The organism is Bacteroides sp. RTP21281st1_H5_RTP21281_210402 (assembly GCF_040918965.1).
GTDB classification, from domain to species: domain Bacteria; phylum Bacteroidota; class Bacteroidia; order Bacteroidales; family Bacteroidaceae; genus Bacteroides; species Bacteroides congonensis.
Map to the genome: position 1 here is coordinate 143,741 of NZ_JBCOWR010000014.1, position 25,260 is coordinate 169,000.

Sequence of the window (25,260 nt, forward strand, 5' to 3'; positions counted from 1 at the left end):
GGAATACAGCTACCGCCCGATGGCAGTTGCCGCCCCACGTACTTTCATACTGAAAATGGATGTCACTTTCTAAATAACCAGTAAGATTTACAATTGATTAAGGAACGGCTGCACAACGCAGCCGTTTTCTTTTTTTACCCTACCTGCCAATATTTATCCATAATATTGATTATCTTTACCCCCTGAAAAATGAAAAGATACAACCGATAAAATGAAAAAACATATTGTACTTATTGCCATCCTATTTTGCACCGCCTTTGCACAGGCACAAGAAGTCTTTGTAAATGCGGACTTTGTCAGCAGCTATATCTGGCGTGGTATAGACAGCGGTAATGCAAGTGTGCAACCTTCGCTCGGCCTCAACTGGAAAGGACTTACCGTTTATGCATGGGGTTCTACCGAATTTCGTGAAAAGAATAATGAAATAGACCTTTCATTGGAATATGCCTATAAAAACCTGACTATTTACGCCAACAACTATTTCACCCAGACAGAGGATGAACCTTTCAAATACTTCAATTACAACTCACACTCCACCGGACATACTTTTGAAGTAGGGGCCGGATATATGTTTAGCGAGAAATTCCCGTTATCAGTAAGCTGGTACACTACATTTGCCGGAAATGACTATCGGGAAGACGGGAAACGCGCCTGGTCGAGTTATTGTGAACTGAGTTACCCGTTCAGTGTGAAAGAAGTAGATTTGAGTATCGAGGCAGGATTTACCCCTTGGGAGAGCTTCTACTCCGACAAATTCAATGTAGTCAACGTCGGACTATCCGCAACGAAAGAAATCAAAATAACATCCAATTTCTCTTTGCCCATATTCGGAAAGCTGATAGCCAATCCGTATGAGGAGCAGGTTTATTTTGTATTCGGAATTACACTCTAGCAAATTAATTTATCTATTTAATAATTATCACCCCCATGAAAAAACACTCTCTTATTTTCTGCGCAGGAGTTCTTCTACTAAGTGCCTGCCAACCGGCAAAAGCACCGGAAGCTATCTTGCCCATCCCCGAAGCTAAACAGGTGGAATGGCAAAAGATGGAAACCTACGCTTTTGTACACTTCGGACTTAACACATTCAACGACCGGGAATGGGGATATGGAGATTCCGATCCCAAGACATTCAACCCCACCAAACTGGATTGCGAACAATGGGTACAAACCTTTGTGAATTCTGGAATGAAAGGGGTTATCCTGACAGCAAAACATCACGATGGTTTCTGCCTTTGGCCTACCCAACTGACTGAATACTGCATTCGCAATACACCGTACAAAGACGGAAAAGGTGACATCGTCCGTGAGTTATCGGATGCCTGCAAAAAGTACGGTATAAAATTCGCTGTTTACTTGTCTCCGTGGGACAGGCATCAGGCCAATTATGGTTCTCCCGAATACGTAGACTATTTCTATAAACAACTCAATGAGCTACTGACCAACTACGGTGACGTTTTTGAAATCTGGTTCGACGGTGCTAATGGCGGTGACGGCTGGTATGGCGGTGCAAAAGACAGCCGTACTATCGACCGCAAAACTTATTATGATTATCCGAGAGCTTACAAGATGATTGACGAACTGCAACCACAAGCGGTTATCTTCTCTGATGGTGGGCCGGGTTGTCGTTGGGTAGGCAATGAGAAAGGATTTGCCGGAGCGACCAACTGGTCTTTCCTTCGTGCCGGAGAGGTCTATCCGGGTTATCCTAACTATCGCGAATTGCAATATGGTCATGCCGACGGCAACCAGTGGGTAGCTGCCGAATGTGACGTTTCTATCCGTCCGGGATGGTTCTATCACCCCGAAGAAGACGACCGTGTGAAAACTGTGGACGACTTGACCGACTTGTATTACCGCAGCGTAGGACATAACGCAACCTTATTACTGAACTTCCCCGTTAACCGTGACGGATTGATTCATCCGACAGACTCTGCCAACGCCGTTAATTTTCACAAGAACGTGCAAAAACAACTGGCAAACAACCTATTGGCTGGTCTTTCTCCTAAAGCATCGGACGAACGAGGTGCTACTTTCTCCGCAAAAGCTGTCACAGACAATGATTACGATACCTATTGGGCTACCAACGACGGAGTAACATCTGCCACTATCGAATTCGACTTGCCCCAACCGGAGAAAATCAACCGTATGATGTTGCAGGAATACATTCCTCTCGGACAGCGTGTCAAATCATTCGTAGTAGAATATAACCAGGAAGGTGAATGGCTTCCCGTGAAACTCAATGAAGAGACAACAACCGTCGGTTACAAACGTCTTCTCCGTTTCGAAACAATCACGACCGACAAGATTCGTGTCCGTTTCACAGATTCACGTGCTTGTCTTTGCATCAATAACATTGAAGCATTTTACGCAGGAGAAACTTCTGATTCATATACTGCAAAAGCGGAAGAGCTGAAAAGTTTCCCGTTCACTATTAGTGGAGTGGATGCAGAAGAAGCACAAAAATGCATGGATAAGAACGACCAAACGACCTGTTTCATCAATGGGAATACAGTATTGATTGACTTAGGTGAAGAACGTACGATTACTTCATTCCATTACCTTCCCGACCAAAGCGAATATAATAAAGGTGTAATCGCCGCATATGAAATATCTGTCGGAACGGATAGCAATGCTGTCAATCAGATAGTAGCGAAAGACGAATTTTCTAATATAAAGAATAATCCGATCCTGCAATCTGTCTACTTTACCCCAGTCAAAGCCCGCTATGTTCAATTGAAGGCAACACGGATGATACATGACGGAGAACCGATGGGAATAGCCGAGATTGGCATACAATAAAAACAGAGGTATTCAGGCACATTTCTCCTTCTTTTTTGAAAATTAAATGTGGCTGAATACCTTTTTATATAAAAAGTGAGGTCATCTCATTGCTGAAATGACCTCACAAATATCACAAACAAATGTTATTCTTCTTTTGTTATTCTTCCTTACTTATTAGGATGGGCAAAATTAAACTTTTGTTCACTCCATGCAGGAGTTCCATTAAGAGTAATGTGATTCCCATTAGGACTGCTATCTTTTAACACATTACCTGTACCTTCATCACACTTCCAATAACCAATCAGTCCCTCAGAATCACTTGGTATCTGACGTGACATGGCATCCTGAATTGCACCGGCAGTCAAGCACTTCTTCCACAAACGAATCTGGGCGAATTCTACCTGCATATAAGAGCCAAAAGAACCGTCAGCAAGCGTGATTCGTGAGAATGTATAATCTCTCGCATCAACTTTCTCCACATCCATTGCACCATCCTTATACAAGATAATCTTCTCTCCATCGTAAGTATATGCTATATGATACCATGTATCAGGCCACCAAAATTCATTGCTATCCATGTCAAATCCGGGGCTGTCCAAATGGAATTGCAGAGTCGGAGCGATTTGTGCAACCCCGTCAGCCCAGTAACGAGGTAATATTCCGTTAAAAGTAATAGGAGCAGATCCGTCACAATAAATATAGTTTCTAAACCATTTATTACTTAGCCCAACCCAGTCGCCGGTTGCCATTCCTGTTGTATTATCAACTTTGAGCCAATACTCTATGGTCCACTGGTCAGCAGGAATCTCACTGGTAAACGTAGTTGCCGTCTTATTTCCTCTCTTCAGTATGATTGAATTTTGCTTATTAGGGGAAGTCAGCAGATAAAGCATACGATTCGCGTTTCCCTTCATTGCTACCGGCCCCTCCACGGAAATGATTCGTAGCGGAATAGCATAAGCCTCACCGTTTGGTGTAGTATACGGCTTTATAGTAAGGTTAATAACCGGAGCTGAGACCTTGCCGGCAGGAATTATTACAGTTTTCTCAAAACTGCGAAACTCTTGAGGAAGAACCTGATAATCCGCCTCATTCTTCTGATTATAATCATCAAGCAACTGTTGGTCAATATCCAGCGTAACGGTCACATCTTGGTCAATGGCACGCACCAAACGGATTGTCAACGTTTTTGTCACTTCATCTTCATCCACCAATTGCGTTTCCATCTGCTGGTCAAACTTATCAGAAGGAGCGGCTTCCTGTATATACAATCCATTATCAATGGGGCTCAAATCAGCATCGTCACATCCTACAACCGACGCTAGAATAGCTCCCATCACTATATATTTGGAAAATTTAATCATCTTCATTTTTTCTTCTTAATTATGTTCATACAATTAATGCTGAGCCGGATTCATTACCTGAATAACCTCACGCATAAAGAAATAATCATTCACCGGACGACACAGGTTAAAACGATAAGCACCCACTCCACCGATACGGGCATCCACTCCCGGACGATAATACATCGCCATTCCTTTCAATGAGTATGTCACAATTCCATCACGTGTGGTAAATACCGGTCCACCATCTCCTTTGTGTTTCTCAAAGTCTTCGCACCATACGGTTTTACTGAGAATAGTGGCTTCGTCCTCTATTGAACCGAACTTGTTCAACAACCTTTGAAAACGTTCATCAAGTGAGTTATAAATATCTTTATTGCCATCACCTGTATTATAATAAGCTTGAACAACATAATAATCCAACAACTTGCCTGACTCTACATTCAAAGTTTGCGGCTCGCCGTCAACCATAAGGATACGTCCTGTACCTGACTTTGGGCCGAATGACTTCGACAGTTCATCCAATAAAATATGCATACGGTCTGAATAACTACTGATATTACCTCCATAACTAAAATTCGGTTCATAGTCAATATCAAAGCCGTCATAATCATACTTGTTAATAGAATCAACAATCACTTGCGCATATTTGCGGATAGCCTTTTCGATACCTTCTGCAGAAGTATCGCCCTGATTTCCATACCATCCCCAGTATGCAGCCATAGCCTCGTCATATGATTCGTATTGTACACCATCCACTATATACTCTTCTTCTACAGACGCCGGTGTCATGCTTCTACCGATATTAGTGATATGCTGGCAGTACAGTATACGGGTGCCTTTCTTCTCTCTGACTTCCTGCAAATCGCTTTTTTGTGCTTCCGTCAAATTGAAAGCGCTACCCCACAAAGAAACAATGTCCATTGAATCGGGAATACCCCTCAACTGATTGTTCATATTCGTACCGACACCAGTCCAATCACTATACCAACCGAAACAAATAGGATGTTTCGACTTTTTATATTCTCTCAGTGCCTTGTAATAGTCGTCACCATTGATATTCACCGGTTCAGTGAACTTAGGTTCCATTTCAGTCCAATCGCTGCACTGAATAAACATCAATGCACCCATTGCCGCAAATATGATATATAGTATTTTCTTCATATCGTAATCTTTTAAATTTTAGCTGTTAATAACTACCATTACTCTTCAAAGCCCACCAGAGATCGGTACCATTAGAATCTTTTCCACCATTAAGCATGCGTACAGCAGCTTCCACATTTTCCTTATTCGTATTGTATTCAGTATCGGCAAAACGAATACGGCGTTGCCCACGTTCAACAGTACAATCCGCATTTGCAGAACTGGTTGCCGGAAAAATTCTCGGATACCCTGTACGACGGTAATCTGCCCATCCGTTCATCGGGTCGGGATAGCAGGCAATCCACTTCTGAGTAAGAACTCTTTCCAGTTTCTCTGCATCACTGGCTCCTTCATCCCATTGAATAGTAATTGAAGACTGGTTAGTGTAATTATCCGCAGGATGCGAGCTATCTGTATAATTTCCCGGAACAGAAGTATTGTCCGCCAAATACTCATCTGCTCCCGACACATTAAATTCAGCAAATGATAACCGGACTCCCTGTTTATAGAAAGTCTCCGCGTCACCCTTCATATCCCAACCTTTCAGCTCACCCTCAGCACGTAAGAAAGCAGCTTCGGCAGCATACATCACCGGTTGCGGTAAAGATCTGCCGGTCGTTATCATAAGATTGCTATAAATACTATAATTAGAAGGAACCGGAATTTCTGTGGAACCGGAACGGACTCCTACATATTCTCCTGACAAGCTACTTGTCGATTGGGTAAAATAAGCACTTCGACGTGGATCTTTGTATCCGTTCATATAAGAAACAATACAAGCATTAGCTCTCAACTCGCCCCATCCGCTGACAATGGAATATCCATTTACACCGATGCCGCTGTGAGTCGTGTCATACGCACTTTCAGACGTAGACTCCAATACACCGCCAAGCACTGCTTCTTCCGCCTTACTTTGAGCATAATCCGCTACTCCCGATACACGGATAGCCATCCGCAGTTTCAATGTATTAGCAAACTTCACCCACTTTGCGCAATCACCGCCATAGAACTGGTCGACTGTTGCCAAATCCTGATTAATACCTAATTCTGCGGCTGATTTCAATATAGTAATCACATTATCCAAGTCATCAAACATTGCACGCCAGGCAGTCGGTTCATCATCATAAAGAGATTTTATATCGCCTGATGTCACTTTAGAATATGGGATAGGACCTTGCAAGGAAGCCATCAGTTGCATGGCATAAATACGCGTCAACTGTGCCATGGCATAAATAACGCCTTTCTTCTCCGTGGCTTCTTCAATCCGAAAGAAATTCGGATAAATCTGACCATAAATAGTTCCCCATGAAGCACGGTTATGGTCTTCCATCGCATTATAATAAGCAAAAAGATTTCTGCCTTTACCCCAATCATAAGGCGCAGTAATCTGCCCGCTAAAACAAGCCCACATACAGTTTATAGCCTGGCAGTCGTTTTGTTGAGGAGATGCATAGACCTTAAACATAGTCGACAGCAAGCTGTTGGCGGGAACTTTCCCCGGTTGGTACGGATTGGTATTGTATTCCTCAAAATTAGTAGTACATCCTACCATCATCAGACACATAGCTACACCTGCACCAATATTTCTTATTATTTTATTCATACCTATTATTATTTAAAACTGAAATTTGACATTAAATCCAAAGTTTCTCGTACTCGGGAGCATATATGAATCGAATCCCTGATAAAAATTGGAAGATGCAGAAGTCGTTATTTCCGGATCGAAAGGAGCTTTACAATAAATCATCCACAGGTTCTTTCCTACAAGGCCGACAGTCATTCCCATGCTATTGGCAAACCATTTCTTTGGCAATGTATAGCTCAGGCTCAGTTCTCCTAAACGCACGTTAGTAGCACTATAGGTATGATAAATGGAAGCCCCCTGGATAGTCTGAAAATAAGAGCGCGCATCTACCTTTGCCTGATTAATAACCACACCACCTGCATCGCGTACATCAGCACTAACCTTTGATACGCCGGCAGCGTCAAGGATGGACTGTGTTTCACTTATTACAATGCCACCAAAACGACCGGTAAATGTCATACCCAGGTTGACACCTTTATATCCGAATCCTAAATTCCATCCCATATTCATCTTAGGCAGAATAGAACCCAAATGAGTTTCTTTATTTTCCAAGGAAAGACCTACTCCATCCTCATTGAGGATGTATCCGTTCAAATCACGTTTCAGCACTTTCTGTCCATATACATCTCCCATCGAACCGCCTACACGCAGAACCAAGTGAGCATCCGTCTTTCCATAAGTCATCATTTCAAGTTCCGGCATTTCTATCGGTTCCCCCGTAGCATAGTTATAGACACCATCGGCAAGTTGCTTGATTTTATTACGGTTCCAAGTCAATGTATAGTTAGTGGAGAAAGAGAAATCTCCCCATTTCTTATCGTAGCCCAAAGCCATTTCGATACCTTCGTTCATTATATTTCCACTTTGGATAGGAATTTTGGAATATCCGGAAGATTCGGACAAACTGGCATAGAATGTCTGGTTGTAAGTATTGGAACGATAATAAGTCAAGTTGAAGCTAATATCATTCAGGAATTTGGCATCTACACCTATTTCCCATGATTTCGTGCGTTCCGGTTTTAATTTAGTGTTCGGATAAATAGATGTACTGGTCCAATTATGCGATGCTTCGTCATATGGGTAAGTAATGGATGTCATGAAACGGTCGTAAGAGTTACCTACCTCTGTGTATGAACCGCGAACCTTCAGGAATGACAACCAGTCCGGCGCATCAAACATGCTGGAAATAATAGCCGAAAGACCTACCGAGGGATAGAAGAATGACTTATAGTCAGAAAATGCCAATCTGGAATCCCAGTCATTACGACCGGTGACAGTCAGATAAAGCATTGATTTCCACCCAAGTTCAGCATTTGCAAAAATAGCTCTTGTCTGGTCATGCCAACCGTCCTGTTTAGGTTTCCACGCTTCATCGAAGTTGATATTATGTACGGCAAAGAAATTAAGAATCTTCAAACCGCCTTCATAACCCATAGATTCATAGCGATTGTCGTTTAAAGATACGCCCAGGTTCACATTAACCGACCAATCATTGATATTCTTATTCACTGTAGCAATAGCATCCGCATATGTACTCTTTGATTGTGCCCAAGAATCAGCATAAGTACCTCTGTCACCAGCAACCAGGCTACCGGTAGAAGCATATGCCTTATATGTCCTGCGGTTTTCATAATTGTCAACCTTCACACGACCTGTTACATCCAGCCAGTCCAATATCTGATACTTGAGAGAAGCGTTGACCATGTAACGGGTCTTTTTATTCTCACGTATCTGGCGATTTTGTATCCAGTATGGATTTGCCAGACCACTTGAAGTTCCCCCATAAGGCCAGTATTGTTCCATGATATCCAAACCTTCATTATATCGCTCATACATACGCACATCTTCAAAGTTTTCGGAACGAGGGAAGCGATAAAGTCCGGGCAAAGGATTATAGTAATATCCCTGGGACATCATGTTTTTATCATTCTGAAGAATATAACTCGCACCGGCATCCAAGGTCATTTTGTCATTCAAAAAACTGGTTGTGTTGCGTACGGTAAAATTATAACGGTTATATCCGCTGTTAGGCAGAATATTTGTCGTATTAGTGGTAGAAGCAGACAGATAAGCCTGATTTTTTTTATTACCGGTAGATAAAGACATCGAATTGATTATATTACTTCCTGTACGGAAGAAATCACGCGGGTCGTAATCACTGTTTACAATCGGTCCCCAACTATCCAAATTTCCCGCAACGTTTCCATATTTGCTCTGCATTTCAGGCATCATGGCTACTTTGGAGAAAGTGGTATTATTGGAAACGGTTACAGATGTCTTGTCTACCGAGCCTTTCTTTGTAGTAATTAAAACAACTCCGGCAGCGGCAGCATTACCGTACAATGCAGCAGCGGAAGGACCTGTCAACATGGAGATTGATTCAATATCTTCGGGGTTGATATCGGCAGCACCATCTGTACCCGGCTGATCGGAATAAATACTTCCGCCACCACCGTTCGACATATTGTACATCGGCACACCGTCAATCACATAAAGTGCAAGGTTGGAAGAAGTGATGGATTTGACACCACGCATAACGACACGTGAAGCACCACCGGTTGTATTAGATGAATTGATAGTAACACCCGCTACCTTACCATTCAAAGAAGAAATAAAATTGGCATCTTTGATTGTAGTCAATTCATCGCCTTTCACTTGCTGTACGTTGTATGACAAAGCCTTTTCCGAACGCTTGATACCTAATGCGGTAACAACAACTTCATCCAACACCTCAGCATCCTGTTTCAATACAATCTGATAAAAATCTTTATTAGAAGCAGCAACTATTTGAGTAGCATATCCTATATAAGAGATTTTCAGTTTGGAATTGCTGAATGCTTTGATTGTAAAGTTTCCGTCTATATCCGTAATGGTACCCGTAGAGCTTCCGTCAACAGAGATGTTCACACCGATTAACGGTTCGCCACTTTCATCGACAACTTTACCTTTGATTGTTTTCGCAATCTGTTGCGTCACTGGCTTTTGTTCAGTTATTATGATATAATTATCATGGATTTGATAAATGAAACCTGTCCCTTTCAAGATTTCATCGAGTGCGGTAGTCACAAGTGCGTTTTTCAAGTTCAGATTAACAATTGTCTTTCCTCTCAATTGAGAATTACTATAATTAATCGACATTTGAGTCTGTTTTTCCACAGTCTTCAATGCTTCAATCACAGTAATATTTTTCTGTTGGATAGTGATTTTACTATCCTTTTGTCCCAAAACAAGCGTAGGTATCATTAATAATACTAAAAAAGGAAGAAAAACTTGTTTTTGGAATACTCGTCCTGCTATTTCTTTATATTTTTGTAGCATCTTTCTCGTATTAGTAAATTGGTTATTATTTCTATTTAATCGTTAGGAGTTTGCGTCAATTAAACGCTAATATCAGGAAAGTTTTTGATTTCATATCCGGAAGGAACTGGCATTCCCTCCGGGTATTTTTTTACATGGTGTGTTAAGTTAACAATTAGACAATAGGGATTATTTTTTATCAGTTATATAGCATTTATTATCTTTAATCACATAGTGGATATCTCCTGTTACCTGCGATACAATTTTCATAATTTCATCCAAAGTCGCCTGTTTGGGAAAACGGAAACTGTATGTGTTATTATTCAAACTATGGAAACTATATACAAAAGTATAAGGATATTTACGTTCAAGTCTCGTAAATATGTCTTCCAAATGCGCATCACTAAATACAGTTTCTCCCCGTTGCCAAGCCAGTACATCATCAACTTGTGATTGTTGCAAACTACTTTTCTTCGTCAACTTATTATAAGATAACTGTTCATTGGGTTTCAATATAACACTTGAAATCAAATTATTATATTCCACTTTTACACTACCCGAAATCAAAGTAGCATGTACTTCTTCATTTTCCGAATAAGAGTTTACATTAAATTCCGTACCTAAGGCTGTCACCTGAAAATCAGCACCTTTTACTATAAATGGATGTTTTTTATCTGGCTTCACCTTAAAATAAGCCTCTCCCATCAGGTAGACACTTCTAGTTTCACCATTAAAACTCTCCGGGTAGAACAAGGTACTTTTAGAGTTTAGCATTACAGAACTGCCATCCGGCAAAGTCAATTCACGTATTTCCGCAGTTGGTATATAACATTCTATCAAATCACCGGAAAAATCCCCTTTCTCTAAAAGTAAATAGATAGAAACTGACGATACTGCCAACAACAGCGCTGCAACCACCTGCCAAACCCGTAATATATATTTCTTCTGTGATGAGGCAGGCCGGATACCTATATTTTGTTGCATACGCCGTATGGATTGCTTCATTCCTTGGGGAACTTTCTCCTGATCAGCTTCCTTCCAAAGAGTATTAAGAGCTTCCATCTTCTCCTCAGCATGGTCTTCGTCTGCCAACCAGTGCCGGAATTGCTTCTGCACTGAAATCGGATAATCATTTTGACTAAACAGTTCTATTACTTGTCGAATATAATTCTTCATCATTATTTCTTTTTTATTTCGGCCTTATACTTTAAAGACAACTAAAAACAATGTACTACTTAAAGATGCTAACAAAAAAATTAAAAAAAGAAGTATTTTCTTTAGGTCTATTAATGCCAAATAGACTTGATGTTCCACTGTACGAATAGAAACACCAAATTTTTCCGCAATATCTTTATAGCTTAATCCTTGGAATCTGCTGGCTTCAAAAATCACCCTCCGACGCTCGGGCATCTTCGCCAAAGCAAGCCGGAGTATCATAAGCAACTCTTTATAATAGATATTCTTCAGAGCCTGGTCATCTTCTATTATTTCGCAAAGTATCGCATTCTCCGCAAAATCTGCCTGATAGTCCTGCTCGATACGCTGATGCTTAAACATATTAAGAATGATGTTCCGTGTTGCTACAAAAATATACCCATCCAATTTATCATTGGGGGTTTGCCATATTTCCGGTTGTTGCCAGAGTTTGCAAAAAACATCTTGTGCGACATCCTCTGCATCTTCATCCGACTTTAACAACCGCCGGGCAAAATTTTTCACCTTAGGAAAGTTAGTGGTAAAAAAAGACTGGAAGTCTTTTTCCATTTGTTTTTGATTATTTTCCATCATAATACATAAAAGTAACAACGGGCAAATTAAGCACATTGACAGCAAAAAAACAACAGTAATATTGTTTTTTATCAAATAAGAAAAAATAAGAAAAACCAATTGATAAGAATATCACCGGACAATATTAAATAATAGAGAAAAGATAAATCTCTAAAATCGTGCTTTTATGCTCAAAATTCTTAAACCTGTGCATTTTTTACTCGGTTTTCTTGTCAGAACCAAGTGTTTGAGTAATTTTGCACGCTGATAGTTAACCGGATAGTTTGGATAGCAAGAGATTACTACTTGACTACTGGCTGCTAACTTGTAGAAATACTAATACTAAAATTTATAGCATGAGTTTGAAAATTGTTGTATTGGCAAAACAAGTTCCTGACACACGTAATGTCGGGAAAGATGCCATGAAAGCCGACGGAACGATTAACCGTGCGGCACTTCCCGCCATCTTCAACCCCGAAGACCTGAATGCCCTTGAGCAAGCGCTTCGATTGAAAGATGCTCATCCAGGCTCTACCGTAACCATCCTGACAATGGGACCGGGACGGGCAGCCGACATTATTCGTGAAGGACTTTTCCGTGGTGCAGATAACGGCTACTTGCTGACCGACCGTGCTTTCGCTGGTGCAGATACACTGGCTACTTCTTACGCACTGGCTACTGCCATCCGCAAAATCGGTGACTGTGACATTATTATCGGTGGTCGTCAGGCTATCGACGGTGATACCGCACAGGTAGGTCCTCAGGTAGCAGAGAAGCTGGGATTGACGCAAATCACATACGCAGAAGAAATTCTGGAAGTGGGTAAAGACAAGATTAAGGTAAAACGTCACATCGACGGTGGTGTTGAAACAGTAGAAGGCCCGCTGCCTATCGTGATTACCGTAAATGGTTCTGCAGCTTCCTGTCGTCCGCGCAACGCGAAACTGGTTCAGAAATACAAACACGCCAAGACTGTCACTGAAAAGCAACAAGGCAACCTTGATTACACTGACTTGTATGACAAGCGCGACTACCTGAATCTGGCAGAATGGAGCGTAGCCGACGTAAACGGCGACCTTGCACAATGCGGTCTGTCCGGTTCGCCCACCAAAGTGAAAGCCATCCAGAACATCGTGTTCCAGGCTAAAGAGAGCAAAACCATCAGCGGCAGCGACCGTGACGTGGAAGACCTGATTGTTGAACTATTAGCTAACCACACCATCGGATAATCATGAATAACTTATTTGTATATTGCGAAATAGAAGAAGGTAACGTTGCAGACGTTAGTCTCGAACTTCTGACCAAAGGTCGTTCGTTAGCCAACCAGTTGAACTGTCAGCTCGAAGCTGTGGTTGCCGGAAGCGGCCTCAAAGAGATTGAAAAACAAATCCTTCCTTACGGAGTAGACAAACTTCACGTTTTCGACGGTGAAGGACTCTATCCTTATACTTCACTTCCTCACACTTCTATCCTTGTGAACCTCTTCAAAGAAGAGCAACCGCAAATCTGCCTGATGGGTGCTACCGTTATCGGTCGTGACCTCGGTCCGCGTGTTTCTTCTGCTTTGACCAGCGGACTGACTGCCGACTGTACTTCACTCGAAATCGGTGACCACGAAGACAAAAAAGAAGGTAAGACTTACAAGAACCTGTTGTATCAGATTCGTCCGGCATTCGGCGGTAACATCGTTGCTACGATTGTGAACCCGGAACATCGTCCGCAGATGGCGACCGTTCGCGAAGGTGTGATGAAGAAAGAAATCCTCTCTCCTAACTATCAGGGAGAAGTAATTCGTCACGACGTGAAGAAATATGTAGCCGATACGGACTATGTAGTGAAAGTTATCGAACGCCATGTAGAAAAGGCTAAGAACAACCTGAAAGGTTCTCCGATTATCGTAGCCGGCGGTTACGGTGTAGGTTCGAAGGAAAACTTCGACCTGCTGTTCGACCTCGCTAAAGAGCTTCATGCAGAAGTAGGTGCCAGCCGTGCTGCTGTCGACGCAGGTTTCGCAGAGCATGACCGTCAAATCGGCCAGACAGGTGTAACGGTTCGTCCGAAACTCTATATCGCTTGCGGTATCTCCGGACAAATTCAGCATATCGCCGGTATGCAGGAAAGTGGTATCATCATCTCCATCAACAACGACCCGGATGCTCCGATCAACACGATTGCCGATTACGTAATCAACGGAAGTATCGAAGAAGTTGTGCCGAAGATGATTAAGTATTATAAACAAAATAGCAAGTAAGGAAAGATGGCTAATTATTATACAGACATACCGGAACTCAAGTTTCACTTGAACAATCCGATGATGAAACGTATTTGCGAACTTAAAGAACGCAATTACAGAGATAAAGATGAATTCGACTATGCTCCGCTGGACTTTGAAGACGCTGTAGACTCTTACGACAAAGTGTTGGAGATTACAGGAGAAATCACAGGAGAAATCATCGCCGCCAACGCAGAAGGCGTGGACGAAGAAGGCCCTCACTGTGCCAACGGACGTGTAGAATACGCTTCAGGAACCAAACAGAACCTGGACGCTATGGTGAAAGCCGGCTTGAACGGCATGACCATGCCACGTAAATTCGGCGGTCTGAACTTCCCGATTACCCCATACACCATGTGCGCGGAAATCGTGGCTGCTGCCGACGCAGGCTTCGGTAACATCTGGTCTTTACAGGACTGTATCGAAACATTGTACGAATTCGGTACATCTGACCAGCACAGCCGTTTCATCCCTCGTGTATGCCAAGGCGAAACCATGTCTATGGACTTGACAGAACCGGATGCCGGTTCCGACCTTCAATCCGTTATGCTGAAAGCTACTTATAGCGAAAAAGACGGATGCTGGTTGCTGAACGGTGTAAAACGTTTCATTACGAACGGTGATGCTGATATTCACCTGGTACTGGCTCGTTCGGAAGAAGGAACAAGAGACGGTCGTGGTCTTTCTATGTTCATCTACGACAAGAATGAAGGTGGTGTGAACGTACGTCGTATCGAAAACAAACTCGGTATCCACGGTTCTCCTACTTGTGAATTGGTATATAAGAATGCCAAAGCTGAACTTTGCGGTGACCGCAAACTCGGTTTGATTAAATATGTAATGGCTTTGATGAACGGTGCCCGTCTGGGTATTGCCGCACAATCCGTAGGTTTGAGCCAGGCTGCTTACAATGAAGGATTGGCTTATGCCAAAGACCGTAAGCAATTCGGCAAAGCTATTATCGAATTCCCGGCAGTATACGACATGCTGGCTATCATGAAAGGCAAGTTGGATGCCGGACGTGCATTGCTATATCAAACAGCCCGCTACGTAGATATCTACAAAGCGCTGGATGACATCGCCCGCGAACGTAAACTGACTCCTGAAGAACGTCAGGAACAGAAAAAATACGCTAAATTGGCCGACAGCTTCACTCCTCTTGCCAAGGGTATGAACTCTGAATATGCCAATCAGAACGCCTATGACTGTATCCAGATTCACGGCGGTTCGGGTTTCATGATGGAATATGCTTGTCAACGCATCTATCGCGACGCACGTATCACCAGCATCTACGAAGGAACAACCCAGTTGCAGACCGTAGCCGCTATCCGTTACGTGACTAATGGTTCTTACATCGCTACTATCCGCGAATATGAGGCTATTCCTTGCTCACCGGAAATGGAACCGTTGATGTCTCGTCTGAAGAAGATGGCTGATAAGTTCGAAGCAAGTACGAACGCTGTGAAAGAGGCACAAGATCAGGAATTGCTGGACTTCGTTGCCCGCAGACTGATGGAAATGTCCGCTACCATCATCATGTGTCACCTGTTGATTCAAGATGCCAGCAAATCTTCAGAGCTGTTCTCCAAATCCGCACATGTATATTTGAATTATGCAGAGGCAGAGGTAGAAAAGCATACAAATTTCATCGAAAACCTCGATAAAGAAGACTTGGCTTTCTACAAAAAGTAAAAGATTAAGTACCAATAATAAAAAAAGCATCCCTTCTCACGAAGAGGATGCTTTTTTATTTGTCATATTCTGTCATTTTTCATTATTATTCTATACATTTGTCAGGGAGATAAGTAATTTTTTAATCAGTAACCAGAGATAGAGAAAGAAATATGGCACTCAAACCTTCATATGACGACAAACTACATTTATCAGGATTATCAAATACGGAAATTCTTATATTAGCTCTTGAGGCTTCTCAAAAACTTGAATGGAACATCGAAGAAATTGCTCCGGAATGGCTCCGTTTTGAAGTCCCTATAAATATGCACACCAGCGGAGAAGAAATAACTTTCACTCTCGGAAAGGAAGGTGACGGAGAGATATCCATCCACAGTGAATGTACTTCCATACAATTTGTAGATTATGGAAAGAACAGGAAGAATATCCAAAAGTTACAAGAGATAATGGAAGAAGTAAGGGCTACCCTGCTCCCGGAAGAACTTACCCAAAAAGCAAATAAGCTGAAAGAAGAATTTAACCGTCCGCTCACAGAAGAAGAAAAAGTATATATAGAAGAGGAAAAGAAAAAAGGTTCTCTCTTGTCTTTCTTTATTCCACGCAAAGGATTTATAGCAACGCCTATCCTGATAGACATCAACATTCTGGTATTTATCCTGATGGTCGCTTCGGGAGTGGGAGTATTTGAGCCCGGCACATTGGCGCTGTTAAAGTGGGGAGCCGACTTCGGACCGCTGACCCTTACAGGCGACTGGTGGCGCACGGTGACCTGCAACTTCATTCACATCGGTGGTTTCCATCTTGCGATGAACATATATGCCTTCATGTTTGTCGGCCTTTTTCTGGAACAACTGATAGGAAGCCGCCGGATGTTCGCTTCTTATCTCCTGACCGGGCTATGTTCGGCCGTATTCAGCCTATATATGCATGCCGAGACAATCAGCGCCGGAGCTTCCGGGGCAATCTTCGGACTTTACGGCATATTTCTTGCCTTCCTTTTATTCCACGGCATTGCCAAAGAACAACGAAAGGCATTACTAACCAGTATCCTTATTTTCGTCGGCTACAATTTGGTTTATGGGATGAAAGAAGGAATTGACAATGCAGCACACATCGGCGGATTATTAAGCGGCTTCTTGCTGGGAATTGTCTATGTATTCAGCTATAAGTTCGAAAAAGCCGATGCACAGCGAACCGTATCCATCATCGGAGAACTAGGCATATTCTGCATTTTCCTGTTCAGTTTCATTATACTTTGCAAGAATGTCTCGCCCCTGTATCAAGAGATACGTCAGGAGTGGGACAACGGAATCGTAGAAGCCTATCTTAACGGAGAACTGGAAGAAGAAAACGATGATGAGACAAACATGAATTCTTCCGATGACTCTTCCGGCAGGCAGTTTCCTTCATATGTTCCCGTTGGTAATAACGATACATGGCTTTCTTACTACGATGCAGAAACAAATTTCAGTTGCCAGTATCCGACCAACTGGAGGAAAATTACAGGAGGACAAGGGCTAACTCCCAGTTCGCAACCACCATTACTCAGACTCGTCAACGGAGCCAACCAACTGACAGTTACTTCTATTACCTATGATACACAGAAAGAATTTGAACATACAAAAGAATTATCGCTTATTCTCCCGAGAAATGCACAAGGGCAACCATCGGAAGACTACAAGCAAAGCGATGTCAACATCAATGGGCTATCCATGACAAGGACTACCAATCCTTTACACATCGGTGCACCCGATGAACCGGAAGAAGATATACAACAAATTGTATTAAAATATTTTCAGGAGAGTAAAAAAAGAATCTTTAGTATTGTCATGCTCGTCTATGACGAAGAAGCGAAACCCGATATAGAAGCCATCGCATCAAGTATTCAGATAACCAAATAAAGAGAATATGAGAGTATATATCCAAGTCAAACAATTAGGAAAGCGGAAGTGCAGCATCGAAAAGATGCCCGTCGATTTTCCTGCTCCTCCTGCCCATGTAGGGGAGTTGATTGAAGCCATCGTCAGTTGGCAAGTCAGTGAATACAACGAACGCTTGCAACAAAGCGAAGTGCTGAAATACCTCACCCGGGAAGAAGTGGAAGATAAAGCTGCATCCGGTAAGGTAGGCTTCGGGGTAAATTACAACGGCAAGCCCGCTGCAGAAGCCGAAGCTATCGCCAATGCCCTGCAATCCTACGAAGACGGAATTTTCCGTATCTTCATCGACGACGCGGAAGCAGGAGATTTATCCTCTCCTATCCTAGTGAAAGAAGAATCCACACTGACTTTTATCCGGCTAACCATGCTGTCAGGAAGATTGTGGTAATTCATATCCCATAAAAGAAAACACTTAAAAAACAAATAGAATCATGAGACTCATTTATAATGAAGCATTAAATAAACGGATACTTCCGTACTTGGAGAAATTAACCAAGAAGAAAAGTAGTTTGGATAAAGAGACCCGCACCTTGTTTGATATATTTATGCTATACTTTGATATGGATACCCGGTATGGCACATATAGCGACAAGCTGGAGCCTTGCATTATAAGTATTATCAAGGAAGAGAAAATCAAGAGCGTAGCCAATCTCTTCGACGGAAAGCTGAACAAACTACTCCTCTATTTATTGGGGAATGAATACGCACATCTGTTTCACACTTATCTGAAGCTCAAAGCGCATTGTCCATACACACATGGATATTCAAGACGGTCGCAACGCGCCGTCAATCCTTATCTGCACTTCTCCCATGTGATAGACGCGCTGACGCAATTCCTAAAACTTCGCGCTACCGGCTTCACAGACCAAGTCATACTGAACGGTGGAAATACGCCGGAAGAAATAGAAGCATACAAAGACTGCATGAGCTGCGAAGACTGGATAGCCGCCCAAATAGCAGAAGGCAACCAAACCGTTATTGACTACCTGCACAATGTACTGACCAGCGAAAATAACGCCAACCGCCTTAATCAGGGACATCTTAAAGCTATCGCAGTGAGCGGGCACCGTCCATTGCTGGAACTGGAAGGGAAATTACTGTTGGCAGCCAAACTACAGGAAGGACTTCGGCAAGCTATCGTCGAAACAATGGACGAAGGATGTCCCGAAAGTTATTTATACCTGCTCTCCGTGATTTACGATAACGGCCTGCAACGGTTTGCTTCCGTAAAACGAGGCATCGCAGTCAGCACGGGAATCGGCGAGCAGGACGGCAGCGAACGTGTCACCAATAAATATGTAGAACTAATCCTGAAATTCCTGAAGAATCAGGACGAGGCACGCAAAGCCCTTCAAAGCAAAGATACCATCGATCTTTATCTGGCTTTATGGAGTATTGGGTTTTATAATACAAACGATATTCAGGCACTTGCATCGGACATCATCAGGAACGGAGCCAAACATCAAGTACAGACTTACCTTTATTTCCTGCGTTGTACGCAACACTCCGCCATGAGTTATTGCATCAGCAAAGATGCCTTTGAGAAGTGGCACAGTGCCCCGTCGGTCGTGGCAGCTATTCTCCCACTCTATCTCTCTGATTTTTATCTTAGCCGATATGGCGGGCGTGAAGACCCGAAACTTACCGATTACTTTGAGAACAGGGAAGAAGCCGTGCGCCACTATGGATATTTGAAGCAAATCTATCAGTCTATCTCAACCAAAGAAACCTATGCTCCTTATATATTTCCGTGGGAAAGCACGCAGCTCACCCGTTCAGAAGTAGTTCTCAAAATGGCATATATCATTTGGATGCTGAATGATTCTGCCATGAAAGATGACCTTTGCAGTTATCTGGTATCCTTGGATTCTTATATGCGGGCAAGCTATATCGGTATCGTACTGAATCCGCCCACCAGTCCGCTGCAAGAAGAATATATACTGCAATCACTGGGCGACCGTTCTCTGGATGTACGCAATGAGGCCTACAAAGTATTGTCTGAAATGGCCTTATCGCCCGAACAGAATCAGAAAGTGGAAGAGTTGCTTCGTTTCAAATATAGCGAGATGCGTATCAACGCTATCAACCTGCTGATGAAACAGCCGAAAGAAGAACTGGCCGGCAGCATCCGGCGATTGCTTACAGACAAAGTGGCCGAACGCCGCCTGGCAGGACTGGATATGATGAAGACAATTCATAATGTAGATTTTATGCAAGACATCTATCAGGAACTTCTTCCTGCCATCAAAGAAATTCAGAAACCGAACGCTAAAGAAAAGGTACTGATAGAATCCTTGATTGGTGACGGAACGGAGAAGAAAGCCACGCAGCACTACACCAAAGAAAACGGTTTCGGCCTGTACAATCCTGATTTCGAAGTAAGCCTGCCGGAAATTGCGCCGGACAAAGGATTCAATGTCAAGAAAGCATTCGAGTTTATCGGCTTCGGAAGAGCCAAACTCACTTTCGAAAGATTGAGTAAATACATCTCTGCGCACAAAAACGACGAGTTTAAAAACGACTACGGAGAAGCACGCCTGGTGGGCAATAGTGTGTTGATGAGATGGAGTAACTATGGCGGTTTGAACGGCCTTGGGCTTCCGGAACTCTGGCAGGATTTCTACGAGCGTGAAATCGGAAGTTACGAGAAATTGATGATGATGAGTTTCATGCTTGCATCAACAGGCGTTGCCCAGGATAATGACGACTACGACGAGGAAGATGAAGAAGACAGAAAAGCCGATATTAAATCAGCCAACAGTTTTGAACCGCTTGTCAACAAGATGTATGCGGGTTTCACCTATCGCGGATTGCAAAAGGTACTCCGGAAATTGCCTTATTATGAACAGATGGAAAATATTATCGACGCGCTGACCTATGAGTACAGAGACGAAACAGTTTATCAGCGAATGGCTGCCAATATGTTGCTCCAACTGACACCCTTACTCGATACAAAGAATATCTTCCGCCAATATACGAGCAAACACGCATGGCTCAGAGACAAACTGGAATACGGAGAAAAGCTCATTGTTTATCCGATACACAACAATAAGTTTGTCCAGTTCTGGCTTGATACACCCAGCAGGCCGATAGACGACGCCTTGTTTACCCGCTACTTCACCGTGCGCTATCAGCTCTACAAGCTCACCAACTATATGGAGCATACCCCCGAACTGGAAGAAACCGATTCCTATCTGCAATGCGTGGACTTTGCCCGTGCCTGGATGCTGGGATTGATTCCGACAGAAGAAGTATATCGTGAACTGATAGCCCGTGTCAACTCTCCCAAACAAATCAAGAATATCACTCTGGTATTGAACGAGAACCGTCGTTTCAATGAAAGAGACAGGGAGTGGATGACCTATATCAAAGATTTCAACTTCTCTCTCTTCCGGCCACTGCTGCAAAAGGTAGTCAACCGTATCCTGGACATAGAACTGTCACGTGGAGATTCCGAAACGCAGGTTACCCGTCTGGCCGAAGAATTGACTTGTGTCTATGGTGCCGAAACATTTATCCGTATCCTGCAAGCATTTGGCAAAGATACGTTCATACGCGACAGTTATAATTGGCGGAACACGAAACGGGGAGTATTGAGCAGCCTGCTCCATGCTTGCTATCCGTTGCCGGCAGACACAAGCGACCATCTCAAGAAACTGGCAAAGCAAGCAGAAATCAGCGACGAACGTCTGGTAGAAGCTGCCATGTTCGCCCCGCAATGGATTGAACTCACCGAGCAAGCCATAGGATGGAAAGGACTGACAAGCGCAGCATACTATTTCCACGCCCATACCAACGAGACTTGCGACGACAAGAAGAAAGCAATTATCGCCCGCTATACTCCGATTGACGTAGAAGACCTCAGGGATGGTGCTTTCGACATCGGTTGGTTCAAAGATGCTTTCAAAACGATTGGCAAACAACGCTTTGAAGTAGTCTACAATGCCGCCAAGTATATTTCATGCAGCAACAGCCACACCCGCGCCCGCAAATTTGCGGACGCCACCAACGGCGCAGTGAAAGCGGCGGATATAAAGAAGGAAATATCAGCCAAGCGCAACAAAGATTTATTGATGAGCTACGGCCTCATCCCACTAGGAAAGAAAGCGGATAAAGAGCTGTTGGAACGTTACCAGTTCCTGCAAAAATTCCTGAAAGAAAGCAAGGACTTCGGCGCGCAAAGACAGGAAAGCGAAAAGAAGGCAGTGGGTATCGCTCTGCAAAACTTAGCCCTCAACTCCGGTTACGGTGACGTCACCCGTCTGACCTGGAGTATGGAAACCGAATTGATTAAAGAACTTCTCCCCTACCTCTCTCCGAAAGAAATAGAAGATGTAGAAGTGTATGTGCACATTAATGACGAAGGCAAAGCGGAAATCAAACAAATCAAAGCCGGAAAAGAGCTTAACAGTATGCCTGCCAAGTTGAAAAAGCATCCGTATGTAGAAGAACTGAAAGCGGTACACAAGAAACTGAAAGACCAGTACACCCGCTCCCGCATTATGTTAGAACAAGCTATGGAAGACTGCATCCGTTTTGAAGAGAACGAGCTTCGCAAACTGATGCAGAACCCTGTTATCTGGCCGTTATTGAAGCATCTTGTCTTTATCTGTAACGGACAGGCAGGTTTCTATACCGACGGATTACTGGTGACGGCAAATGCCGTCTGTCTCCCGTTGAAATCGAAAGACGAATTACGTATCGCCCATCCTACCGACCTGTACGCAAGCGGTGACTGGCATATGTATCAGAAATTCCTGTTCGACAAAGCCATCCGCCAACCTTTCAAACAGGTATTCCGCGAACTTTATGTGCCTACTCCGGAAGAGGAAAACGCCACACAGTCCCGCCGCTATGCCGGAAATCAGATTCAACCGCAGAAAACTGTCGCCGTACTGAAAGGACGCCGATGGGTGGCCGATTATGAAGACGGACTTCAGAAGATATATTATAAAGAGAATATCATCGCTACCATCTACGCCATGGCGGACTGGTTCTCTCCTGCCGACATCGAAGCCCCGACCTTGGAATATGTCTGCTTCCACAATCGCAGGGACTATAAACTAATGAATATCTCGGAGATTCCGCCCGTTATTTTCTCTGAAGTAATGAGGGATGTGGACTTGGCGGTCAGTGTAGCCCATGCCGGAAGTGTTGACCCGGAAACCAGTCACTCTACCATCGAAATGCGCAGCGCATTGGTGGAACTGACGATGCCTTTATTCCATCTCAACAATGTGAAGGTAAAAGGCAACTTTGCCCATATAGAAGGCAAACTGGGTAAATATAACATCCATCTGGGCAGCGGTGTGATTCATCAGGAAGGCGGTGCGCAGATTGCAGTTCTTCCGGTACATTCGCAAAGCCGCGGACGCTTGTTCCTGCCTTTTGTAGACGAAGACCCGAAAACAGCCGAGATATTGACAAAGATTATCTTCTTCGCAGAAGACAATAAGATAAAAGACCCGAGTATCCTGAACCAAATTAAATAAGGACGATATGGCAGAAAATTTATTAATCAGCACAGGAAGCAAAGAGGAGAAATATCGCGAGCTACTTCCACAACTACATGCTTTAGTAAGTACGGAAACGGATTTCATAGCCAATCTAGCCAATGTTGCGGCAGCCTTGAAGCAGACTTTCGGTTTCTTCTGGGTAGGCTTTTATATTGTAAAAGGAGATGAACTTGTATTAGGGCCTTTTCAGGGGCCTATTGCCTGTACACGTATCCGAATCGGCAGAGGGGTTTGCGGAACAGCCTGGAAAGAAGTCCGGACACTGATTGTTCCTGATGTAGAGCAATTTCCCGGACACATCGCATGCAGTTCGGATTCAAAATCGGAAATCGTAGTGCCGATGATAAGGCAGGGAGAAGTAGTCGGAGTATTGGATATAGACAGTGATACACTGGATAGTTTCGATACGGTTGACGCACGCTATCTGGAAGAAATTTGCACATACATCGGATAACTGCGGGCGTGCCGCTATCATACAAAAAAACAGAGGCTCTGATTGAATGAAACAGAGCCTCTGTTTTATATAAATAGAGGCTCTATTTGCACCAAACAGAGCCTTCGTTTTTTTACCAGTCCACATCTTCTATTTCCTGTTTCCGATACAACAAGAGTTGATTGCGAAGTGAACTCATTTCACGTTGCATCTCTTCCATCCTTTCCAGTAAATGGTGGATGGCGTCGATGCCTTCCATGTTGATGGACAGGTCGTAGTACATTCTGCTATAACGTTCTACGCTCGGAAGTTCCGACAAAAGCAGATAATGTTCACCGCCTTCGGTATGTACGTTAATCAAACCGCCTTCTTCCAACAGTTCTATGAATGAAGGCTCGATATGACATTTGTGACAGTATTCACTGACAATAATTAATTCGGTCTGCATAGTACTCATTCTTTTTAGTTCATACTCTGTAACTCGCGGAACAACTCTTTCTGTCTGTCCGTCAAGTTCGTAGGAATCTTGACAGAATAGGTCACAATCAAGTCACCGAATTGTCCTTCCTTCTTATAAACCGGGAATCCCTTTCCTTTCAGACGGACTTTCGTGCCGTTCTGTGTTTCCGGTTTTATCTTCAGTTTCACCTTACCGTCCAACGTGTCGACCAGCTTTTCACCACCCAATACGGCTGTGTAAAGGTCTACTTCCACATCTACATACAAATCGTCACCCAAGCGCTTGAATACAGGGTCTTCGGCTATGACGAAAGTAATGTACAGGTCGCCCGCAGGGCCGCCGTTGATACCTTCGGCTCCGTAGCCTTTCAGTTTAATCACTTGTCCGTTGGCTACACCGGCAGGGATAGTGATACGCACTTGCTTGCCATTAACGGTCAATACCTGTTTATGCGTCTGAGAAGCATCACGAAGAGACAGGTGAAGTTCGGCATTAAAGTCCTGTCCGCGGAATCCCGCAGAACCTTGTCCCCGTCCACCGCGATGTCCACCGAACATTGATTCGAAGAAATCGGAGAAATCGCCGGCATTACCGCCGGAGAAGCCTTCACCATCGGAACTGTACCAATATCCACCGTTTCCGTCAGAGAAACCTTGTCCGCCACCACCGAATCCGCCAAAACCGCCTGCGCCACCGAAGCCACCGGCTTGTTGCTGCGCCCGTTTCTGTGCTTCGAATTCATCGGCATGCTTCCAATGTTCTCCGTACTCGTCATACTTTTTACGTTTCTCGGGGTCACTCAGTACTTCATTGGCTTCGTTGATTTCCTGAAACTTATCCTTTGCACTCGGGTCATTGGGGTTCAGGTCAGGATGGTACTTCCGGGCCAACTTACGAAAAGCCTTTTTGATATCGTCCTGAGAAGCACTTTTGTCTACTCCAAGAATCTTGTAATAATCTATATAGGCCATGTTTTATGAATTTAATCGTTCATACATCATACGGCAAATAACACGCCAATCCTGCTT

The 25,260-nt window shown here is 43.5% G+C and carries 17 protein-coding genes; 9 read left to right on the forward strand and 8 right to left on the reverse strand.

Annotated features, from left to right (window positions below; genetic code table 11):
- Positions 1-211 precede the first annotated feature (211 nt).
- A complete protein-coding gene (locus AB5443_RS19235) occupies positions 212-892 on the forward strand; it encodes a hypothetical protein (RefSeq protein WP_277134113.1) in 681 nt (226 codons plus the stop codon).
- A gap of 35 nt (positions 893-927) precedes the next feature.
- Entirely contained in the window at positions 928-2,802 is a 1,875-nt protein-coding gene (locus tag AB5443_RS19240; protein WP_277134111.1) for an alpha-L-fucosidase, read from the forward strand.
- Positions 2,803-2,951: 149 nt separating this feature from the next.
- Here AB5443_RS19240 and AB5443_RS19245 read toward each other — a convergent pair whose 3' ends face one another.
- The 6 genes from AB5443_RS19245 to AB5443_RS19270 form a co-directional block, all read right to left on the reverse strand.
- Positions 2,952-4,154, reverse strand: coding sequence for a DUF1735 domain-containing protein (locus tag AB5443_RS19245; protein ID WP_277134109.1), 1,203 nt, complete (start codon positions 4,152-4,154; stop codon positions 2,952-2,954).
- A 27-nt stretch (positions 4,155-4,181) separates the two neighbouring features.
- Positions 4,182-5,291, reverse strand: coding sequence for a glycoside hydrolase family 18 (locus AB5443_RS19250; RefSeq protein WP_277134107.1), 1,110 nt, complete (start codon positions 5,289-5,291; stop codon positions 4,182-4,184).
- 25 nt (positions 5,292-5,316) lie between these two features.
- Positions 5,317-6,873: a SusD/RagB family nutrient-binding outer membrane lipoprotein gene (locus AB5443_RS19255; RefSeq protein ID WP_277134105.1), complete on the reverse strand. Its 1,557-nt coding sequence runs from the start codon at positions 6,871-6,873 to the stop codon at positions 5,317-5,319.
- A 12-nt stretch (positions 6,874-6,885) separates the two neighbouring features.
- A complete protein-coding gene (locus AB5443_RS19260) occupies positions 6,886-10,173 on the reverse strand; it encodes a SusC/RagA family TonB-linked outer membrane protein (protein WP_277134103.1) in 3,288 nt (1,095 codons plus the stop codon).
- 168 nt (positions 10,174-10,341) lie between these two features.
- On the reverse strand, positions 10,342-11,328 hold the full coding sequence (locus AB5443_RS19265) for a FecR family protein (protein WP_279187453.1): 987 nt from the start codon (positions 11,326-11,328) through the stop codon (positions 10,342-10,344).
- Between the two features lie 24 nt (positions 11,329-11,352).
- The gene (locus AB5443_RS19270; RefSeq protein ID WP_195662782.1) at positions 11,353-11,937 is read right to left on the reverse strand and encodes an RNA polymerase sigma-70 factor; all 585 of its coding nucleotides are present in this window, start codon (positions 11,935-11,937) and stop codon (positions 11,353-11,355) included.
- 338 nt (positions 11,938-12,275) lie between these two features.
- Here AB5443_RS19270 and AB5443_RS19275 point away from each other — a divergent pair, with 338 nt between their 5' ends.
- From AB5443_RS19275 to AB5443_RS19305, 7 genes are all read left to right on the forward strand, one after another.
- Positions 12,276-13,148 (forward strand): electron transfer flavoprotein subunit beta/FixA family protein, encoded by an 873-nt coding sequence (locus AB5443_RS19275; RefSeq protein ID WP_277134099.1) that lies wholly within the window; start codon positions 12,276-12,278, stop codon positions 13,146-13,148.
- 2 nt (positions 13,149-13,150) lie between these two features.
- Positions 13,151-14,170: an electron transfer flavoprotein subunit alpha/FixB family protein gene (locus AB5443_RS19280; RefSeq protein ID WP_044654282.1), complete on the forward strand. Its 1,020-nt coding sequence runs from the start codon at positions 13,151-13,153 to the stop codon at positions 14,168-14,170.
- 6 nt (positions 14,171-14,176) lie between these two features.
- Positions 14,177-15,883: an acyl-CoA dehydrogenase family protein gene (locus AB5443_RS19285; RefSeq protein WP_195406568.1), complete on the forward strand. Its 1,707-nt coding sequence runs from the start codon at positions 14,177-14,179 to the stop codon at positions 15,881-15,883.
- A gap of 152 nt (positions 15,884-16,035) precedes the next feature.
- Entirely contained in the window at positions 16,036-17,784 is a 1,749-nt protein-coding gene (locus tag AB5443_RS19290; RefSeq protein WP_368114502.1) for a rhomboid family intramembrane serine protease, read from the forward strand.
- A 7-nt stretch (positions 17,785-17,791) separates the two neighbouring features.
- Positions 17,792-18,211 carry a hypothetical protein gene (locus tag AB5443_RS19295; RefSeq protein ID WP_195406570.1) on the forward strand — a complete coding sequence of 140 codons (420 nt, stop codon included), beginning with the start codon at positions 17,792-17,794 and terminating at the stop codon, positions 18,209-18,211.
- 43 nt (positions 18,212-18,254) lie between these two features.
- Positions 18,255-23,315, forward strand: coding sequence for a DUF4132 domain-containing protein (locus tag AB5443_RS19300; protein WP_277134092.1), 5,061 nt, complete (start codon positions 18,255-18,257; stop codon positions 23,313-23,315).
- Positions 23,316-23,322: 7 nt separating this feature from the next.
- Positions 23,323-23,793, forward strand: coding sequence for a GAF domain-containing protein (locus tag AB5443_RS19305; protein WP_044653288.1), 471 nt, complete (start codon positions 23,323-23,325; stop codon positions 23,791-23,793).
- 112 nt (positions 23,794-23,905) lie between these two features.
- On the opposite strand, the gene AB5443_RS19310 is transcribed toward AB5443_RS19305, so the two are convergent.
- Positions 23,906-24,220 carry a chaperone modulator CbpM gene (locus tag AB5443_RS19310; RefSeq protein WP_022136835.1) on the reverse strand — a complete coding sequence of 105 codons (315 nt, stop codon included), beginning with the start codon at positions 24,218-24,220 and terminating at the stop codon, positions 23,906-23,908.
- A 14-nt stretch (positions 24,221-24,234) separates the two neighbouring features.
- Positions 24,235-25,203 carry a J domain-containing protein gene (locus AB5443_RS19315; protein WP_277134090.1) on the reverse strand — a complete coding sequence of 323 codons (969 nt, stop codon included), beginning with the start codon at positions 25,201-25,203 and terminating at the stop codon, positions 24,235-24,237.
- Positions 25,204-25,260: the final 57 nt, after the last annotated feature.

What these genes read in the sequence shown, in the direction of transcription:
- AB5443_RS19235 (WP_277134113.1), top strand. Translation starts at nt 212, where the DNA reads ATGAAAAAACATATTGTACTTATTGCCATCCTATTTTGCACCGCCTTT.
- AB5443_RS19240 (WP_277134111.1), top strand. Translation starts at nt 928, where the DNA reads ATGAAAAAACACTCTCTTATTTTCTGCGCAGGAGTTCTTCTACTAAGT.
- AB5443_RS19245 (WP_277134109.1), bottom strand. Translation starts at nt 4,154, where the DNA reads ATGAAGATGATTAAATTTTCCAAATATATAGTGATGGGAGCTATTCTA.
- AB5443_RS19250 (WP_277134107.1), bottom strand. Translation starts at nt 5,291, where the DNA reads ATGAAGAAAATACTATATATCATATTTGCGGCAATGGGTGCATTGATG.
- AB5443_RS19255 (WP_277134105.1), bottom strand. Translation starts at nt 6,873, where the DNA reads ATGAATAAAATAATAAGAAATATTGGTGCAGGTGTAGCTATGTGTCTG.
- AB5443_RS19260 (WP_277134103.1), bottom strand. Translation starts at nt 10,173, where the DNA reads ATGCTACAAAAATATAAAGAAATAGCAGGACGAGTATTCCAAAAACAA.
- AB5443_RS19265 (WP_279187453.1), bottom strand. Translation starts at nt 11,328, where the DNA reads ATGAAGAATTATATTCGACAAGTAATAGAACTGTTTAGTCAAAATGAT.
- AB5443_RS19270 (WP_195662782.1), bottom strand. Translation starts at nt 11,937, where the DNA reads ATGGAAAATAATCAAAAACAAATGGAAAAAGACTTCCAGTCTTTTTTT.
- AB5443_RS19275 (WP_277134099.1), top strand. Translation starts at nt 12,276, where the DNA reads ATGAGTTTGAAAATTGTTGTATTGGCAAAACAAGTTCCTGACACACGT.
- AB5443_RS19280 (WP_044654282.1), top strand. Translation starts at nt 13,151, where the DNA reads ATGAATAACTTATTTGTATATTGCGAAATAGAAGAAGGTAACGTTGCA.
- AB5443_RS19285 (WP_195406568.1), top strand. Translation starts at nt 14,177, where the DNA reads ATGGCTAATTATTATACAGACATACCGGAACTCAAGTTTCACTTGAAC.
- AB5443_RS19290 (WP_368114502.1), top strand. Translation starts at nt 16,036, where the DNA reads ATGGCACTCAAACCTTCATATGACGACAAACTACATTTATCAGGATTA.
- AB5443_RS19295 (WP_195406570.1), top strand. Translation starts at nt 17,792, where the DNA reads ATGAGAGTATATATCCAAGTCAAACAATTAGGAAAGCGGAAGTGCAGC.
- AB5443_RS19300 (WP_277134092.1), top strand. Translation starts at nt 18,255, where the DNA reads ATGAGACTCATTTATAATGAAGCATTAAATAAACGGATACTTCCGTAC.
- AB5443_RS19305 (WP_044653288.1), top strand. Translation starts at nt 23,323, where the DNA reads ATGGCAGAAAATTTATTAATCAGCACAGGAAGCAAAGAGGAGAAATAT.
- AB5443_RS19310 (WP_022136835.1), bottom strand. Translation starts at nt 24,220, where the DNA reads ATGCAGACCGAATTAATTATTGTCAGTGAATACTGTCACAAATGTCAT.
- AB5443_RS19315 (WP_277134090.1), bottom strand. Translation starts at nt 25,203, where the DNA reads ATGGCCTATATAGATTATTACAAGATTCTTGGAGTAGACAAAAGTGCT.